This window comes from Sulfitobacter sp. M05, from assembly GCF_029285175.1.
Classification (GTDB): domain Bacteria; phylum Pseudomonadota; class Alphaproteobacteria; order Rhodobacterales; family Rhodobacteraceae; genus Sulfitobacter.
In genome coordinates, this window is record NZ_JABEDH010000001.1 from 954,883 (window position 1) to 971,917 (window position 17,035).

Sequence of the window (17,035 nt, forward strand, 5' to 3'; positions counted from 1 at the left end):
CGTCCGCCTCTTGCAAGCCAAGGCTGAACCACTTTAAGCATGTGACATGACGTCACTTTATCTAACACCGCTTACCGCCGCCCAGCAGGCCGCTGTCGGCATCGACCCGGTACAGCCATTGGCTGTGGCAGATCGCGTCCGGTTTTCCGAACTAGATGTTCTGAACCACGTGAACAACACGGTTTATCTGGAGTGGTTCGAACGCCTACGGGTGCGATATTCGCAAGAATGGGGCATTTCTAATTATGGTGCGGGCGGTGTTAATCCCCGTATCGTAATCCGGTCGGGCAACATCCACTACCGGCAGGAAATGCGCATGGATGAAGACTATGTCGCGACCTGCCGCTGCACTGCATTTCGTACCAACTCCTATACGCTGTCACAGCAGATCTGGTCAGGTGGCACGCTTAGGGCGACCTTTGAATGTGTGCTTGTCCTGTTACAGCCGGACGGGTCCGGAAGGTTCGCAATCCCAGAAACCATCCGCGCGCGTTTTGTCGCCGTTGATGGTGCCACACCGGAAGGATAACCTATGTCGACAGATAAAGACATGATCACCACCCGCGCCCTTGCCCTAAAAGACCGCGCGCAATGGGATGAACTCTACCAAGGCTACGCGACATTTTACAAAGTTGAGCAGACAGCAGAGATGCGCGACCGTGTATTCGGTTGGCTGATGGATGCAGATCACACCAGCAATGGAATTGTCGCCGAGAACGCGACTGGAAAACTCGTGGGTCTGACCCATTACCGGCCTTTCGTCAGTTGCCTGGGCGCACGCACAAACTGCTTTCTGGATGATCTATTCGTCGATCCGGACGCCCGCGGCTCTGGGGCGGCTGACGCGCTGATCAAAGCGGTGGCAGATGTGGCGCGCGAAAACGGCTGGCCGGTGGTGCGCTGGATCACCGCGGATGACAATTACCGCGGGCGCGGTGTTTATGACAAACTGGCCACCCGCACCATGTGGGTCACCTACGATCACAAGGTCTGATCAGACCACGTCGGCCAGTAATTATCTGTCGCGCAGATTGATCAGGTAATCCACCAATGCCGCGGTGGATCCATCTGTGCTTTCGGGATTTTCTACCCCTTCGACCAAAGGCTGCAACGACGTGGCAAGCTCCTTGCCCAGCTCAACTCCCCATTGATCAAAGGAATTGATCCCCAAAATCACCCCTTCGACAAACACCCGATGTTCATAAAGGGCGATGATCTGCCCCAATATGTAAGGGTCAAGCCGGTCATAAACCAAAGTGGTTGACGGGCGGTTGCCCGGAAACACACGGTGCTGCGCCTGCCGTTCCAGTTCCGCTCCCCGCAGACCTTTCTCTTGCATCGCCTTGCGGGCTTGCGCCAGCGAACGCCCCTGCATCAACGCCTTGGACTGGGCCAGACAATTGGCAATCAGCAGGCGATGGTGATGCGCCAGTTCCGGCTCGTGCCCATTGGCGGCAACCATGAAATCACAGGGGATCACGCGAGTACCCTGATGGATCAACTGGTAAAACGCATGTTGCCCATTGGTACCTGCCGCGCCCCAGACCACAGGGCCAGTGTGTCGGGGCGAATCTGTCCCGTCCATCAAGACCCGTTTGCCGTTTGATTCCATCTCAAGCTGTTGCAGGTAATCGGGCAATAGTGACAGGCGCTCATCATAGGGCAGCACCGCGCGGGTGGTATATCCACAAATCTGATTGTGCCAAATCCCCACCAGCGCCAGCATCACCGGCATGTTGTCAATCAGCTCGGCCGCACGGAAATGCACATCCATCGCATGGCCCCCGTCCAGAAAGGCGTTGAACCCTCTTGGCCCGATGGCGATCATCAACGACAGGCCAATCGGCCCCCAGACGGAATAGCGCCCGCCAACCCATTCCTCGAACCCGAAGACCTGTGCGGGGTCGATGCCAAAGGCATCGGTTTTGTCTTGCGCCGTACTCAGGGCTGCGAACTGTGTAGCGGGATCACCACCGTGATCCAGCATCCACGCCCGCGCGGTGCGGGCATTGGTCATGGTTTCAATGGTGGTGAAGGTCTTGGAGGCAACAATCACCAAGGTGGTTTTTGCATCAAGCCCCCGCAGGGTATCGCCAATATGGGCCCCGTCCACATTAGACACAAAGTGACAGCGCGGCCCGTCGTGATACGGGGCCAAAGCGGCCACTGCCATGGCCGGACCAAGATCGGAACCGCCAATGCCGATGTTCACCACATCCGTAATTTCACTGTCGCGAATTTGCTCTGCGAAACGAGTCATTTTGTCCAAGGTTTCGCGAATTGCAGGCATCACATCCTGACCGTCCACAACAACCGGCCCGTCATCCCGATTGCGCAGCGCCGTATGCAGAACCGCGCGCCCTTCGGTCTGGTTGATCCGTTCGCCACGAAACATGGCGTCCCGTTTCTGTGCCACTTCAGAGGCTTCGGCCAACCCGATCAAATCGGCACGGGTGTCGGCATCAATGTTGGTCTTGGCATAGTCAAACGCCATGTCCTGCGTGCGGATCGTAAAGGCCTGCGCGCGCTGGGCATCTTCGAAAAGGGCCAGAATGGGCCGTGTGCCAATCGAGTCAAAGCGGGTGTGAAGTTTATCCCAAATCTGCATCAGGCGGCCCAATGCACGGTGGCATTGGCCAACACCGCTCCAATCGGGGCCTCTTCGGGCGGCAGGCTTTGGGCGCGCTCAACGGCGGCGCGTTTGTCTTCGCCAAAGATCACCAGATGGGTCGACAGCGCCCCTTTCAGAACATGCAACGGCAAGGTCACCCGCACCATGTCCTGATCCGCCGGTTCGATGGCACAAAGCAGCGGCGCGTCGCCTGCCATGGCGTCGCGCAGTCCCGGCGCACCGGGAAACAGGGATGCGGTATGCATGTCGGTGCCCATGCCAAGCAGCAGCAAGGACAGGGGCAACTCTTCGGCCAGCGTCGGGGCAACCTCGGCGGCCCCCTCCGCCGCAGCAAGCCCGTCACGGTAATACGGGATGAACCGGGCGGCAGATGCCCCCCCTGTCAGCAATGTGTTTTTGACCAGCCGGGCGTTTGAATGCGAATTCCCCTCCTCCACCCAGCGCTCATCTGTCAGCATGACATGGACCCGCGCCCACTCAAGCTCTACCGCACTCATCATCTCAAAAATCGGGCCCGGTGTGGTGCCCCCCGGCAATGCGAATGAAACCGTTTCCTGCACGGCAAGGGATTTGCGCAATTCGCCCGCCAGCACATTTGCCACCGACATCGCCAACATTTCACGATCAGGATATTCGATAAAATTCATGGAGATACCTTTCGCCACTCGCGGCCATCGCGCCGCATCAATTCATGTGAATCCGTGGTGCCGTCAGACCCGCTGTCATAGGGTTTAGGCACTTCGCCGCGCGCTTCCCAACCGTGGATGATCGGGTCGGTCCAGGCCCATGCCGCCTCGACCTCGTCCCCCCGCATGAAAAGCGTCTGATTGCCCCGGATCACGTCCATAACCAGCCGCTCGTAGGCGTCAACATGTTCTGCATCATCATCCAGCGCCTCGCTAAAGGTCATATCAAGCGGCACGTCGATCAACCGCATCCCGCCGGGGCCGGGTTCCTTGATCGTTACACCCAATGTGATGCCCTCATTGGGCTGCAAACGGATCGAAAGCACATTGCGGTGTTGTCCGGCATCAGGCCCGAAGATCGAATGCGGCGTTTCCTTGAATACCACGGTAATTTCCGATGATCGCGCCGCCATGCGCTTGCCGGTCCGCAGATAGAAAGGTGTGCCAGACCAGCGCCAATTGCTGATCTGAGTTTTCAACGCAATAAAGCTCTCGGTTTTTGAACGCGGATCGCCGACTGCCACACGGTAATCGGGGTGTTCATCCTCATGGCCGTGCTGCGCCACATATTGCCCCCGCATGATGTGATGAGGCAAGACCGGGTCAAGGGCGCGGATCACCTTGAGCTTTTCGTCGCGCACCGCATCTGGATCAAACCGCGCCGGCGGCTCCATCGCGATAAGGCACAAGAGCTGCATCAGGTGGTTCTGAACCATATCCCGCATGGCTCCGGCTTTGTCATAGTATTCGCCCCTGCCCCCGACCCCAACAGTTTCAGCCACAGTAATCTGGATGTGGTCGACGTATTGCGCATTCCACAGAGGTTCGAACAACATATTGCCAAACCGCACCGCCATCAGGTTCTGCACCGTCTCTTTGCCCAGATAGTGATCAATGCGGTAAATCTGATCTTCGTTGAAATAACGTGCCAGCGTGGCATTCAACGCCTTCGCCGTCGCCAGATCACGGCCAAAAGGTTTCTCGACAACGATACGGGCCTCTTCATCTGCCATGCCCCAGTGTTGCAGCCGTTCGGCCAGATCACCGAACAACGAAGGTGCGACAGAGAAATAATAGGCTTCGACGCGCCCCGTGCCCTTCATCAGCTCTTGCAGCTCGGGCCACCCCGCCTCGCCTTTGGCGTCGATAGTCACATAGTCAAGCCGCGCCAGAAACGCCTGCAACTTGTCTGCTGGTGGCGTGTCGATCCCGCCAAACTCGTCAATCGCATCCGACACCACCTTGCGATAACCGTCGCTGTCCATATCGGTCCGGGCCGCCCCGATAATCCGCGCGTCCGGTGGCATCTGACCAGCAATGAACCGGCGGAACAGCCCGGGCAAAATCTTGCGCCGCGCCAGATCACCTGTGCCGCCGAAGATCACCAGATCAAAAGGCTCCACCGGAATAACCCGTGAGACCATATGTGGCACACCGTCGTGAAGCTTGGTCATTCTGTCCCCGTCTTTCATGCATACAATCCACTGTTAGCGGTAACATACTCAAATTTTCACTGTTCACAAGGCCGTGCGTACCTGTGGCGCAGGTCTTTTCAACACATCCCCGATACCGTAGCACAGTGGATAACATGCACAGCTGTGAAACAAGTGATTTCACACGAAAAGTTGCGCAACGAGGAGCAGCCATGAAAGATCTGGACGTAAAAGCCGAGACCGCCAATATCGGTAAGTTTCAAGACCCTGCCCTGACCGCCAAGGGCGAGACCCGGGCCACAGTGGCATTGCGCAATCCACAAACGCTTTGGTTCAACACCGGCACCCTGTGCAACATCGAATGTGTAAATTGTTACATCGCATCAAGCCCCAGCAATGACGCGTTGGTCTATATCCGCACCGATGAGGTGCGCGATTACCTTGATCAGATCACAGCCCGCAACTGGCCAGTGTCCGAAATCGCCTTCACCGGCGGCGAGCCGTTTATGAACCCCGATATGATCGACATTACCGAGGCGTCGCTGGCGCGTGGCTATAATGTCTTGATCCTGACCAACGCCATGCGCCCGATGATGCGTAAATCGGTACAGGCGGGGCTGTTGCGGCTGAATGCGGCCTATCCCGGCAAGTTGACCCTGCGCATTTCCGTAGACCACCACCGCGCCGAACTGCATGATGCAGAGCGTGGCACCGGTGCCTTTGAAAAAACCCTGACCGGCATGAAGTGGCTGCGCGACAACGGGTTTACGATGGCTGTGGCCGGACGGTCTGTCTTTGGCGACAGCGAGACCGAAAGCCGCGCAGGCTATGCAGCGTTTTTCGCCGAACACAGGTTGGACATTGACGCACAGAACCCCGCCATGACCGTGCTTTTCCCCGAGATGGACGAGACGGTCGAAGTGCCCGAGATCACCACGGCCTGCTGGGGAATTCTGGACAAATCTCCCGATGCGGTGATGTGTGCCTCTTCGCGGATGGTTGTGAAACGCAAAGGGGCGGCAAAACCCGCGGTACTGGCCTGTACCCTGCTGCCCTATTCCGCGGATTTTGAGCTGGGCACGACTTTGGAAGAGGCCGAGCAAGACGTCGCCCTCAATCATCCCCATTGCGCCAAATTCTGTGTGTTGGGCGGGGCCAGCTGTTCTGCCTGAAGTTACTTGATTAAACGGATCACATGACCCTCACGCGGGTCTGCTGTGCCCTGTGCCAAAGCGGCGTAAACCTCGGGCGCGGCGTCAATCCCCTCATGCATCTTTAGGCTCAGCCAGTCTGATGCCTCATTCGCCAGCCGCAAGAAGGCTTCGGTGATCCGCCGGTCGATCTCTCCCGGGCCCCATTCCTTGCGCCGTTTTGCAATCTGGGCTGGGGCGAAAAAGAACTCCGGCTTTACACTTTCCAGCTCCACCGACGGATTGAATGCGTCCCAATGGCTGATCCCGACCGCCGCGGAATGTTTCAGATCATCCGCCAGATGTCTGTGCAAACGCACTTTCACCGCCGCATTGCCGGACATGTCCACATAGACCGATGGCACGTGATCTAGGTCGGCAATTTCATCGTAGCTCAGCACCTGATCGCAAGCGCCCAGCCCCTCGACAAACGCGCGGTTGCGCTCTGAGGTTAGCCCGATAATGCGAAAACTCCGATCTTTGGCCTCGGCCAGATACTTGCACAGCCCCAAACCGGTCTTGGACGAGGCGCTGCCGATGATCACCTGTTTCGCACCAAAATAGCCGTTATCCTCTAGCCAGTCGGACAGCAAATAGGAGGTTGCCAATAGCGGCTGCAAGACTGCGCGGATATGATCCTGCGCGGGCGTGGTCTCGCCTAGTGGCACATAGCTGTTGTAGACCGCAGGCAGTTGCGCACGATGGCCGGTGACATCCACCACATTGCCGCGCGCCGACATTTCCGGCGTGATCACAAGGGTCTCTGCCATCGGGTAAAACCCATAAAGCCGCGTCCCCACGGCAAGGGACTCACTGCGGCTTTCGACAACCTTGCCCACGCCCCAGACCGGCACGATACCCTGCCCTGCCACATCACTTGGAAAGAACTGCCAGTACCCGATCGCAAAGCCTGAGGCGGCATAGGTTACGTTGTTGGCGGTTAATGCGAAACTTTCCAGTGCCAAGCGCACCTCGTTTGGCTCAAGTTCGGCCGCCGCGACCTCGTCTTTCGCCACTTTGGTGATCTTTTGCTGGTCTACCAGAATACGCTGCATGTTTTGCCCTCCCATGGATTTGGGATAGCCTAACCCGAGCGGCTCGGATCAGGCTTGCACAAAACACTCCGACGTTGCGGCACTTGAATGCCCGCTAATGCAAGGTGAATTCACCAACTTGATTTTGCCACTCACCGGCACTGATCATTTTGCGATGGCTGAAACGTACCGAATGCAACGGCCCGTCAATTTCCTTCTGCCAGAACTCCACAAACTCGAACAGTTTCGGATGATCCGGTGCCAGATCGTAGTCCTGCCATATATAGCTGTTCAGGACATGGGTGTAATCGGGCAAGTGGTAAAAGAATTCCGCCGTGGTCAGCCCATAGCCCTTAAGCATCAACTCGGTCTCTGATGGGGTCATTTTGACCTCCCTTTCTTGCTGCTGCACCTCCAGCCTTGCACAAAACATTTACTTTTCAATGAAAACAAAACCTTGGAGGCACACCACAGGATAAACCGGTGCAGGGGTGCCACAGGGATTGCACCTTATCTGCGCTCTCTGCTATATCTGGACGCTATATATAGACCTGACAAAAAGCCGAGCAGCCAACGTGAACGACACGCCAGAAACGCCTGATAACAATGATGAAAATCTGCCGGCAAAGTACGTCTATGACGGCCCGTCAGTTACCATCGAGCACGAGATGCGCACATCCTATCTGGATTATGCCATGTCAGTCATCGTTTCGCGTGCGATTCCCGATCTGCGTGATGGGCTGAAACCGGTTCACCGGCGTATCCTTTTTGCGATGCACGAAACCGGCAACACCCACGACAAATCCTATCGCAAGTCTGCCCGTCCGGTTGGCGACGTGATGGGTCAGTATCATCCGCATGGTGACAGCGCGATTTATGACGCTCTGGTGCGCATGGCGCAGGATTTCTCGATGTCACTGCCGTTGCTGGATGGTCAGGGCAACTTTGGCTCGATGGACGGCGATAATGCCGCCGCAATGCGCTATACCGAAGTGCGCATGGACAAACCCGCCGCCTATCTTTTGGCCGATATCGACAAGGAAACCGTCGATTTTCAGGACAACTATGACGGCAAACAGCAAGAACCAACCGTCCTGCCCGCCCGCTTTCCCAATATGCTGGTCAATGGTGCGGGCGGTATTGCGGTTGGGATGGCCACGAACATCCCGCCGCATAACCTTGGCGAAGTGATCGACGCCTGTCTGGCGCTGATCGACGAACCCGATCTGACTTCTGAACAGCTGATCGAGTATATTCCCGGACCCGATTTCCCCACAGGCGGTATCATGCTGGGCCGTGGCGGCGCACGCAAAGCCTATCTTGAAGGGCGCGGTTCAGTTGTCATCCGTTCAAAGACCCGAGTGGAAGAAATCCGTAAGGATCGCTGGGCCATCGTCATCGACGAGATTCCCTATCAGGTAAACAAGGCCACGATGATCGAACGCATCGCAGAGGCGGCGCGCGACAAAAAGATCGAAGGCATTGCCCATGTGCAAGATGAATCCGATCGCAACGGCGTGCGCGTGGTTGTCGAACTCAAACGCGACGCCACCGCCGAAGTGGTGATGAACCAACTGTTCCGCTTTACGCCGATGCAAACCTATTTCGGCTGTAACATGCTGGCGCTAAACGGTGGACGCCCCGAAACGCTGACCTTGCGCCGGTTCCTGACCTGCTTCCTTGATTTCCGCGAAGAAGTTGTCGCACGGCGTACCGCCTTCTTGCTGCGCAAGGCACGCGACCGCAGCCACATCCTTTGCGGTCTGGCTGTTGCCGTCACCAATATTGACGAGGTGGTCGCAACCATCCGCGCCTCTGCAGATGCTGCCGAAGCCCGTGAAAAACTGATGGACCGCCGCTGGCCTGCGCAGGACATCCTGCCCTATATCGCGCTGATCGACGATCCGACCCACACAGCCAACGAGGACGGCACCTATAACCTGTCCGAAATTCAGGCCCGCGCCATTCTGGAACTGCGCTTGCAGCGCCTGACCCAGATTGGTGTGAAAGAAGTAACGGACGAGCTGGAAGAACTGGCCCGTAAGATCAAGGAATACCTTGAAATTCTGGGCTCGCGTGAGCGGATCATGGGGATCATCTCGAACGAATTGCAAGAGTGCAAAGACCTGTTCGCCGTGCCACGCCGCACCGAGATTGTCGACTGGTCCGGTGACATGGACGACGAAGACCTGATCGCGCGCGAAGACATGGTCGTGACGGTAACCTCTGGTGGTTACATCAAACGCACCCCGTTGATTGATTTCCGCAGCCAGCGCCGTGGCGGTAAAGGTGTGTCGGGCATGGCCACCAAAGAAGAGGATGTGGTCACCACCCTTTTCGTAGCCAACACTCATACACAGCTGTTGTTCTTCACAACCGACGGCATGGTCTACAAGCTCAAGACCTGGCGTTTGCCAGCGGGCGGTCGCACCTCCAAGGGCAAGGCGATTGTAAACATCCTGCCCATCCCGACCGGTGTGTCGATTGCCGCCATCATGCCGGTGGATCGCGACGAAAAAGAATGGGACGATCTGCAAGTGGTCTTTGCCACTTCTGCGGGCACGGTCCGACGTAACAAGCTGTCGGATTTCACCAATGTCATGCGCAACGGCAAGATCGCGATGAAGTTCGAGGACGAACACGCCGAAACCACACTGATCAACGCCCGCATCGCCTCGCATGATGATGATGTGATGCTGGTCACCGACTCTGGCCGTGCCATTCGTTTCCCGGCCACGGATGTACGGGTGTTTAACTCCCGTGCCTCTGTCGGAGTGCGCGGTATCAAACTGAACGGCGATGACAAGGTAGTTTCCATGTCGATCATCCGCCACTTTGATGCCACCAGCGATGAACGCGCCGCCTATCTGAAAATGCGCCGTGCAATGGCCGGGATTGCAGATGATGCCGAAACGGGCACCGATGAAGAATCTGATCCAAACGCAACCATTGATCAGGCACGCTATGCGGAAATGTCTGCGGCTGAAAACCTGCTTCTGACGATCACCGCGCAAGGCTCGGGCAAGCTGAGTTCAAGCCATGATTACCCTGTGCGTGGCCGTGGTGGTCTGGGTGTGACCGCAATGGACAAGGCCATGCGTGGCGGCCAGATCGTGGCCAGCTTCCCTGTCGAACTGGATGACCAGATCATGCTGGCCACCTCGAAAGGCCAATCCATCCGGGTGCCGATCGAAGGTATCTCCTTCCGTTCACGCAGCGCAGGTGGGGTCAAGGTGTTCGACACGGGGCGCAACGAAGTTGTGGTAAGCGTCGCCTGGATCGCGGATCAGGGCAGTGAAGACGAAGCGATTTCCGACGCAGAGTAATCTGCGTCGGCCTGACGCGGCCTGGATCGAGAGGTTCCCCCCGGTTAAGGGATGCCTTGTGGATCAAATATCTGAGGAAATGCGTTAAAGAATTGGAAACGCGCCCATCACAAGGGCGCGTTTTTCTGTTTGAAATCAATCTGCGCTGCGGCCTAAGCAACAGACAGAGGCATTATAGCGCCCGGCCTTAAACATGGCCTCCCAATACCCTGCCACGCTGCGCGTTCTACGGTCAGACCCCAAGGGCATTGGGGCTCCAAAATGCGTCAGGTCAAAGGCCGGACGCTTTAAAGATCGTACAAATCGCCGAACTTCTGTGTCAGATAGCGGATCAAAGGTGCCTCACTGGGGGCGAAACCGCTGGCCTTTTCGATCACTTCACGCGGTTCGAACAATCCACCATGTTGCTGCACATTCTCGCGCAACCATCCTGTGGCCCGGCTTGTGTCACCTTGTTCAAAATCGCCATCCAAACCGGACAGATCTTTCCGCATGGTTTCATTCAAACAGCCCGCATAGACATTGCCCAAACTATATGTCGGAAAATACCCGATCAGCCCGACGGACCAATGCACATCCTGCAACACCCCATTGGATGCCTTATCGACCGCATAACCGAAATCCGCCTCGAAACGATCATTCCAAGCCGCTTCAAGGTCTGCGACCTGCAAATCGTGGCTAACCAAAGCGCGCTCAAGATCGAAACGCATCAACACATGCAAGTTATACTGCAATTCATCAGCTTCGGTGCGGATAAACCCGTCAGATACACGGTTGACGACCTTATAAAAGGTGTCGGCATCGGACACACCAAAATCACCAAACGCTTCTTTCATCTGGGTGAACAAGAACGCCGTAAAGGCGCGGCTGCGGCCAATCTGGTTTTCGTAAATCCGGCTCTGGCTTTCATGCACCCCCATCGACACGCCACCGCCCAGTGGCGTCAGCAGATAGTCGCGGCTGATGCCCTGCTCATAGGCGGCATGTCCAACCTCGTGGATGGTGGAATAAAAACAGTTGAACGGATCGGTTTCGCTGGTGCGGGTGGTGATACGCACATCCAATCCCGAACCGGATGAAAACGGATGCACCGCCTTGTCCACACGTCCATGGCTCATGTCATAGCCAAAGCAGCGGGCCAATTGGCGGGTCAGCTTCATCTGCGCCCCTTCATCGAAAGTACCGGTCAGCTTGGGCGGGGCTTTGGCCGCGCGCACCGCCGCCCGCAGCTTGGTCAATTCGGGCCGTAGCGCCCCGAACATCGCCTCCAGTTCCGCCCCAGTGGTGCCGGGTTCGTAATCCTGCAACATTGCATCATAGACATCGCCATTATCCGCAAGCGCCTGCCCTTCCTCACGTTTCAACCCCAGAACCTCGGTCAGAGTTGGCGCAAACGCTGCAAAATCATCCTGCGCACGTGCCTCTGCCCAAATGCCCTGCGCCTCTGATGTGACACGCACAATGCGCGCCGCCAAAGCCGCCGGAACCTTGGATGTCCGGTCATAAACACGCCGGATGTGGCGAATCTGCGCACGCCCAACATCGTCCAATGTGGCAAGGTCAATCGCCTCCAACCACTCCGCAACCTTTGGATCGGTACGCCGGCCATGCAACACACCTTCAAGAGCGGCCATTTCTTCGGCCCGTTGCGGCACCGCACCTCGGGGCATCATGGTTTCCTGATCCCATCCCAAACGTCCCATCACTTGCGAAAGGGCCTGCGTCTCGCGCTGATGCGCCATAAGATCTGCAAAAGCTGTCATGTCAGTTTCCTTGAATACGAGAGGCAATAGGATAGGCGCTCAGATACCGCGCGCGCAGGATCAAAACCCAGAGGACCACGGCAAGCGCCTGATGCACAAGCGCAATATGAACAGGTGCGGCGTAAAGAACGGTGATGATCCCCCACAGGATTTGAATCGCCAAAACCGCCATCACCGCGTTAAAGGCAAACCGTGTCTTGGCATGGGATGATTTACGCCCCTTTAGCCACACAACCACACCAAAAACCGCCAAAAGATAGCCGCTGATCCGATGCATAAACTGAACCAACCCCGGGTTTTCAAAGAAATTACGCCACGCCGGAGTCTCATTAAAGGCATCGGGTGGGAAAAACTGGCCCTGCATCAACGGCCAGTCGACAAAATACCGCCCCGCATCAATCCCTGCAACCAAAGCCCCAAGCAGGATCTGAAGAAAGGCAAAATGCATCAATCCGGTGGCCAGTGAAAACGGTTTGGCCTCTTTGGCGCGACGGGCCTGCATCAGATCACGCTCGGGACGTCCCAACAACAAAGCATACCATGTGATGAACCCAAGGATAACAAAGGCCAGCCCCAGATGTGTCGCAAGACGGTAACTTTTGACATCCAACACACCTTCGCCTGTGGTCACGCCAGAAGCGACCATCCACCAGCCGACCGCCCCTTGCACCCCGCCAAGGCCGCCCAGCAAAAGCAACCGACCGGTCCAACCCGCCGGAATTTGACGCCGCACCAGAAACCAGAAAAACCCAAGCGCCCAGACCAGTCCAATCACCCGGCCCAGCTGCCGATGGCCCCATTCCCACCAATAGATCAGCTTGAAATCAGCCAGAGTCATCCAGGCATTTTGCAGCCGGAACTCATCTATCTGCTGATATTTCTCAAACTCGGAGGCCCAGTCCGCCGCATTCAACGGCGGCACCGCGCCCGTAAACGGACGCCACTCGGTGATCGACAAACCGGAATCCGTCAACCGCGTCAGCCCGCCAACCGAAATCATCACAAAAACCAGCGCAAACAGCACCATAAGCCAAAACCGAATGGCCCTGCGTCCGGCACCCCGACCACGGTCAATCACACCGGTTTCAACGACAGGCTTTATCGCCTCGCCGGCCCCGACATCTTCAAAAAGTTTGCGTTTCTCAGCCATGTCCCGCCTCTAAATCGCTGTTGAAAGACTGGTATTGCAAGTGACCGACAAGGTCTAGAGCAACCCGCCCCGCCAACCTGTGTCGCAACAGCACAGCGGGGAAACCGACAGCAAATCACTCTTTTCTTTTTGGCCTTATATCCTGCGGGAGTATGAGGGCGGCGCCCTCATCAAATTTTCCCCTTCTAGGAAAATTAATAATATCGAATGCGGGCTTGCCCGCGCCTTTCCGACGGCTGATCCCCCGTTCAGTCGCGTTCTTTCCAACGCACCATCTGCCGCATCATCCCATGCAACATCTGCACATCCGCCCGTGTCAGCGCCATACGCGACCACATATTGCGCAGATTCACCTTCATCGACGCCTCTTTGTGCGCCGGATAAAAGAACCCCGCCGCCTCCATCCGTTCCTCGTAATGTGCCGCCAGATGTTCAACCTCCTGCCCGCTGGCCCAGTCGGTGCCGGCCAGCCCGTCTTGCATGTCGACCACCGCATCACCGCCACGCATCCATTCATAGCCCATCAACAAAACGCATTGCGCAAGGTTCAAGGAGGCAAAAGCCGGGTTGACCGGCACAGAGACAATTGCATTGGCCCGCGCAATATCGTCGTTCTCCAGACCGGCGCGTTCCGGCCCGAATAACACTGCCACCCGCTGGCCTGCCGTAATCCGCTGGCGCGCCTCAGTCATGGCCGCCTCCGGACTGAACACCGGTTTGGTCAGATCACGGTCCCGCGCGGTGGTGGCAAAGACAAAATCACAATCTGCCAGCGCCTCGGGCAGGTCCGCGCACAGCTTGGCCTCATCCAACAGACGCCCCGCCCCCGAAGCCATGGCAACCGCCGCCGGATTGGGCCAACCGTCCCGCGGTGCGACAATACGCATATGATCCAAACCAAAGTTCCACATCGCACGGGATGCGGCACCGATGTTCTCGCCCATTTGCGGGCGCACCAGGATCATTGCAGGGATGGCGGGGTTGGCTATGGGATGTGATGTATCTGACATAATCCGCCTCATACGCGTGGCCTGATACACCTGCAAGACCGGCAGAGCTTATGCGCGCCCCGTTTTCTTTTCCGCACCCATGGGCTAGTGCTGCATAAGTTATCGCAAAAGGACGCCATGATGGACACGCCCGACCAACCCCAGATCTACCTGATCACCCCAACCGAGATTGATCTGATCACATTTGCCCCGCAACTGGCAGCTGTTTTGGACGCCCATCCGGTGGCCTGTGTGCGCCTTGCGCTTTCGACCAAAGACGAGGGCGATCTGTCCCGCGCAGCGGATGCCCTGCGCGAAGTCACCCACGCCCGCGATGTCGCCCTTGTGGTCACCGACCACTTGCTGATGGTGGAACGGCTCGGGCTTGACGGGGTGCATCTGTCCGATGCCGCGCGTTCCGTGCGCTTCACCCGCAAGGAACTGGGCGAGGATGCCATCGTGGGCAGCTTTTGCGGTCCGTCCAAACATGACGGTATGGCCGCTGGCGAAGCCGGCGCTGACTATGTCAGCTTTGGCCCGGTTCAGGCCAGCACATTGGGGGATGGCTCTTTTGCCGATCGCGAAATTTTCGAATGGTGGTCCGAGGTGATCGAGGTGCCCGTGGTCGCCGAAGGTGGACTGAACACCGATATGATCCGCAGCCTTGCACCCTATACCGACTTCTTTGGTATCGGCGATGAAATCTGGCAGCAAGACGATCCCAAAGCGGCCCTTGGCACCCTGATCAAAGCAATGTCGTAGGGTGGGTGCAAACCCACCTCTTTGAACAGATCACAGGTTACAAAAACACCCGTTCAACCACCCACCACGCGCCGATGATGGCAATCAGCAAGGAGCCGGTAACCGACACGGCGCGAAACATCACAGGATAGCTGCGCACCGCGGCTTCTTCGCCCTCGCTCGCCGCGACATTCGCGGCGCGCACACTCAACCAGATCAGTATTGCAGCCAAGGCAATGACGGTCAGCTGGCCCAATTCCACCCCGACGTTGAAACCGATCAGCGCCGGAACGAACTGCCCCGCAGGCAAACCAAAATCCCCCAGCACCGAGGCGAATCCCAGCCCGTGCAACAGGCCAAAACCGAACACAACCAAAGGTCGCCATGTGCTAAGCCCGCGGATGAAAATATTTTCAACGGCAACATAAACAATCGACGCCGCGATCAAAGGTTCAACAATTGACCCGGGGATCATCACAATTCCAGCTGCCCCAAGGGCCAGCGTCACCGTATGCGCCAGTGTAAATGCCGTGACCTGCCACAGCAACGGTCCCCAGCGAGTCGATAGGAAAAACAATCCCAGCACAAACAGGATATGGTCCAGCCCCTGCGGCAATATATGGTCAAACCCGACCGGAATATAACTTAGCAGCGCCTCTGAGGCTGACATTGCATCGCCCCCAGCCAAGGAAATCGCAGGGCTGGTTTCACCGCCTGAAAGGTAGCCGGTAAAAGGGGCATCCACCCCTTGCTGGCGCAACACCATCGCGCCCGCGCCCTTGGGCCATGACACGCTAACCTCCTGCGTGCCCGGCGCAATTTCGCCGCTCAGGGTCCAGGTGGACACCCGCGACAATTCGATATCAACATCTTCTGGCACAACAAGCGAACGGGTTTGCAAAGCCACGGGCACACCGTCAACTGCAACCAAAGGCAGCGCATTCCACGCGGCCAACACCGCCGGCGCACGCAATCCGATGTCCGCCGCTGACATCGCCCGCAGCACATCATAACCGGCGGCGTTCTCGGCATCATTTGTGTCTGTGATACTGTCCAGATCTATGCCCGCAATGAAAGCCTCAATGTTAAGCCGCAAAACCAGTTCGGCCCGCCCATCCGCTACCGTAAGATCACCAACCGCCGGCTCGACCTCATGGGCCTGCGCAGCTGCGGTGAACAGGAAACCAAGCATTGACAAACCTGCCAGCACCACCAGCTTGTGAACTGTCCCAGTGAAAGATCTTGTCATGTCCTTGTCCCGCCTCTGTGCCGCACTGTTTTGCGCCCTGCCCTTCAGCGCCACCGCGCATGAATTCTGGATAGAGCCTTTGTCTTATCAGGTAGAGGCAAGCGACAGAGTTCAAGCCCTATTCAAGAACGGAGAGGGATTTAAAGGGAATTCGCAGTCCTTTTTTGACCGCCGTTCCAAACGGTTCGACGTTATCGTCGATGGCAAGGCCCTACCGGTCACCCCCAGATCGGGCGATTCGCCCGCTTTGGACATCATGCCGCCCATTCAGGATGGGCTTATCACTGTGGTGCATGAAACCGCCCCCTCGACATTGACCTACCGCGAGTGGGCGAAATTCCTGAAGTTTGCCGCCCACAAGGATTTCAGGACCGCCGCACAGGATCACCTTGCCGCCGGGTGGTCACAGGTCAAATTTCGCGAGGTTTATACCCGCCATGTCAAGGCTTTGATCGCTGTGGGCACCGGGACGGGGCGCGACAGTGCGGCAGGAATGAAAACCGAATTTGTCGCGCTGGACAATCCATATGGCGAAGAGTTCGACAACCAGATGAACATCCTGTTGTTGCTCGATGGTGAGCCGCGTGCCGATGCACAAATCGAGGTTTTCGACCGCGCGCCCGACCAGAACGTGAGCATCAGCCTGTTTCGCACCAATGCCCGCGGTCAGGCGGCAATACCGGTCAGCCCCGGCCATAGCTATCTTTTTGACGCTGTTGTTCTGCGCCCTGCCGCAGAGGCGAATACACAAGAGAATGCGGTTGTTTGGAAAACCTATTGGGCCGCGCTGACCTTTGCCGTGCCGCAGAAACCTTTTTGAGCCAGAAACGTTATTGAGATAG

General features: G+C 57.2%; 15 protein-coding genes. 6 read left to right on the forward strand and 9 right to left on the reverse strand.

The genetic code is table 11. The annotated features are described in order from the left end of the window. The first annotated feature begins 46 nt into the window (after positions 1-46). Positions 47-529, forward strand: coding sequence for a thioesterase family protein (locus HKX44_RS04835; protein ID WP_276150160.1), 483 nt, complete (start codon positions 47-49; stop codon positions 527-529). A 3-nt stretch (positions 530-532) separates the two neighbouring features. After that, positions 533-994 (forward strand): GNAT family N-acetyltransferase, encoded by a 462-nt coding sequence (locus HKX44_RS04840; protein WP_276150161.1) that lies wholly within the window; start codon positions 533-535, stop codon positions 992-994. A gap of 21 nt (positions 995-1,015) precedes the next feature. On the opposite strand, the gene pgi is transcribed toward HKX44_RS04840, so the two are convergent. From pgi to zwf, 3 genes are read right to left on the reverse strand one after another with little or no spacing between them, the layout of a single operon-like run. Next, positions 1,016-2,608, reverse strand: a complete 1,593-nt coding sequence (pgi, locus tag HKX44_RS04845) for a glucose-6-phosphate isomerase (protein ID WP_276150162.1) — start codon at positions 2,606-2,608, stop codon at positions 1,016-1,018. Further along, entirely contained in the window at positions 2,608-3,279 is a 672-nt protein-coding gene (pgl, locus tag HKX44_RS04850; protein WP_276150163.1) for a 6-phosphogluconolactonase, read from the reverse strand. The genes pgi and pgl overlap by 1 nt, the downstream gene beginning before the upstream one ends. Continuing rightward, the gene (zwf, locus tag HKX44_RS04855; protein ID WP_276150803.1) at positions 3,276-4,742 is read right to left on the reverse strand and encodes a glucose-6-phosphate dehydrogenase; all 1,467 of its coding nucleotides are present in this window, start codon (positions 4,740-4,742) and stop codon (positions 3,276-3,278) included. Before zwf ends, pgl begins: the two co-directional genes overlap by 4 nt. Positions 4,743-4,963: 221 nt before the next feature. On the opposite strand from zwf, the gene HKX44_RS04860 reads away from it, so the two are divergent. Beyond that, the gene (locus HKX44_RS04860) at positions 4,964-5,923 is read left to right on the forward strand and encodes a radical SAM protein (protein ID WP_276150164.1); all 960 of its coding nucleotides are present in this window, start codon (positions 4,964-4,966) and stop codon (positions 5,921-5,923) included. A gap of 2 nt (positions 5,924-5,925) precedes the next feature. Here the strand turns inward: HKX44_RS04860 and HKX44_RS04865 are convergent, their stop codons facing one another. Then, a complete protein-coding gene (locus HKX44_RS04865) occupies positions 5,926-6,996 on the reverse strand; it encodes a DUF2855 family protein (protein WP_276150165.1) in 1,071 nt (356 codons plus the stop codon). 94 nt (positions 6,997-7,090) lie between these two features. Next, on the reverse strand, positions 7,091-7,360 hold the full coding sequence (locus tag HKX44_RS04870) for an usg protein (RefSeq protein WP_276150166.1): 270 nt from the start codon (positions 7,358-7,360) through the stop codon (positions 7,091-7,093). Between the two features lie 190 nt (positions 7,361-7,550). Here HKX44_RS04870 and gyrA point away from each other — a divergent pair, with 190 nt between their 5' ends. Continuing rightward, positions 7,551-10,301, forward strand: a complete 2,751-nt coding sequence (gene gyrA, locus HKX44_RS04875; RefSeq protein ID WP_276150167.1) for a DNA gyrase subunit A — start codon at positions 7,551-7,553, stop codon at positions 10,299-10,301. 287 nt (positions 10,302-10,588) lie between these two features. Here gyrA and HKX44_RS04880 read toward each other — a convergent pair whose 3' ends face one another. The 3 genes from HKX44_RS04880 to HKX44_RS04890 form a co-directional block, all read right to left on the reverse strand. Beyond that, positions 10,589-12,064 carry a carboxypeptidase M32 gene (locus HKX44_RS04880; RefSeq protein ID WP_276150168.1) on the reverse strand — a complete coding sequence of 492 codons (1,476 nt, stop codon included), beginning with the start codon at positions 12,062-12,064 and terminating at the stop codon, positions 10,589-10,591. Position 12,065: 1 nt separating this feature from the next. Further along, on the reverse strand, positions 12,066-13,214 hold the full coding sequence (gene ctaA, locus HKX44_RS04885) for a heme A synthase (RefSeq protein ID WP_276150169.1): 1,149 nt from the start codon (positions 13,212-13,214) through the stop codon (positions 12,066-12,068). 248 nt (positions 13,215-13,462) lie between these two features. Continuing rightward, complete coding sequence (locus tag HKX44_RS04890) at positions 13,463-14,224, reverse strand: RNA methyltransferase (RefSeq protein WP_276150170.1); 762 nt, start codon at positions 14,222-14,224, stop codon at positions 13,463-13,465. Between the two features lie 120 nt (positions 14,225-14,344). Between HKX44_RS04890 and HKX44_RS04895 the strand changes: the two genes are divergently transcribed. Further along, the gene (locus tag HKX44_RS04895) at positions 14,345-14,965 is read left to right on the forward strand and encodes a thiamine phosphate synthase (RefSeq protein ID WP_276150171.1); all 621 of its coding nucleotides are present in this window, start codon (positions 14,345-14,347) and stop codon (positions 14,963-14,965) included. 37 nt (positions 14,966-15,002) lie between these two features. On the opposite strand, the gene HKX44_RS04900 is transcribed toward HKX44_RS04895, so the two are convergent. After that, positions 15,003-16,193, reverse strand: coding sequence for a HupE/UreJ family protein (locus HKX44_RS04900; RefSeq protein WP_276150172.1), 1,191 nt, complete (start codon positions 16,191-16,193; stop codon positions 15,003-15,005). Here HKX44_RS04900 and HKX44_RS04905 point away from each other — a divergent pair. Further along, positions 16,192-17,013, forward strand: coding sequence for a DUF4198 domain-containing protein (locus HKX44_RS04905; protein WP_276150173.1), 822 nt, complete (start codon positions 16,192-16,194; stop codon positions 17,011-17,013). The two genes, HKX44_RS04900 and HKX44_RS04905, sit on opposite strands and share 2 nt — an antisense overlap. Positions 17,014-17,035: the final 22 nt, after the last annotated feature.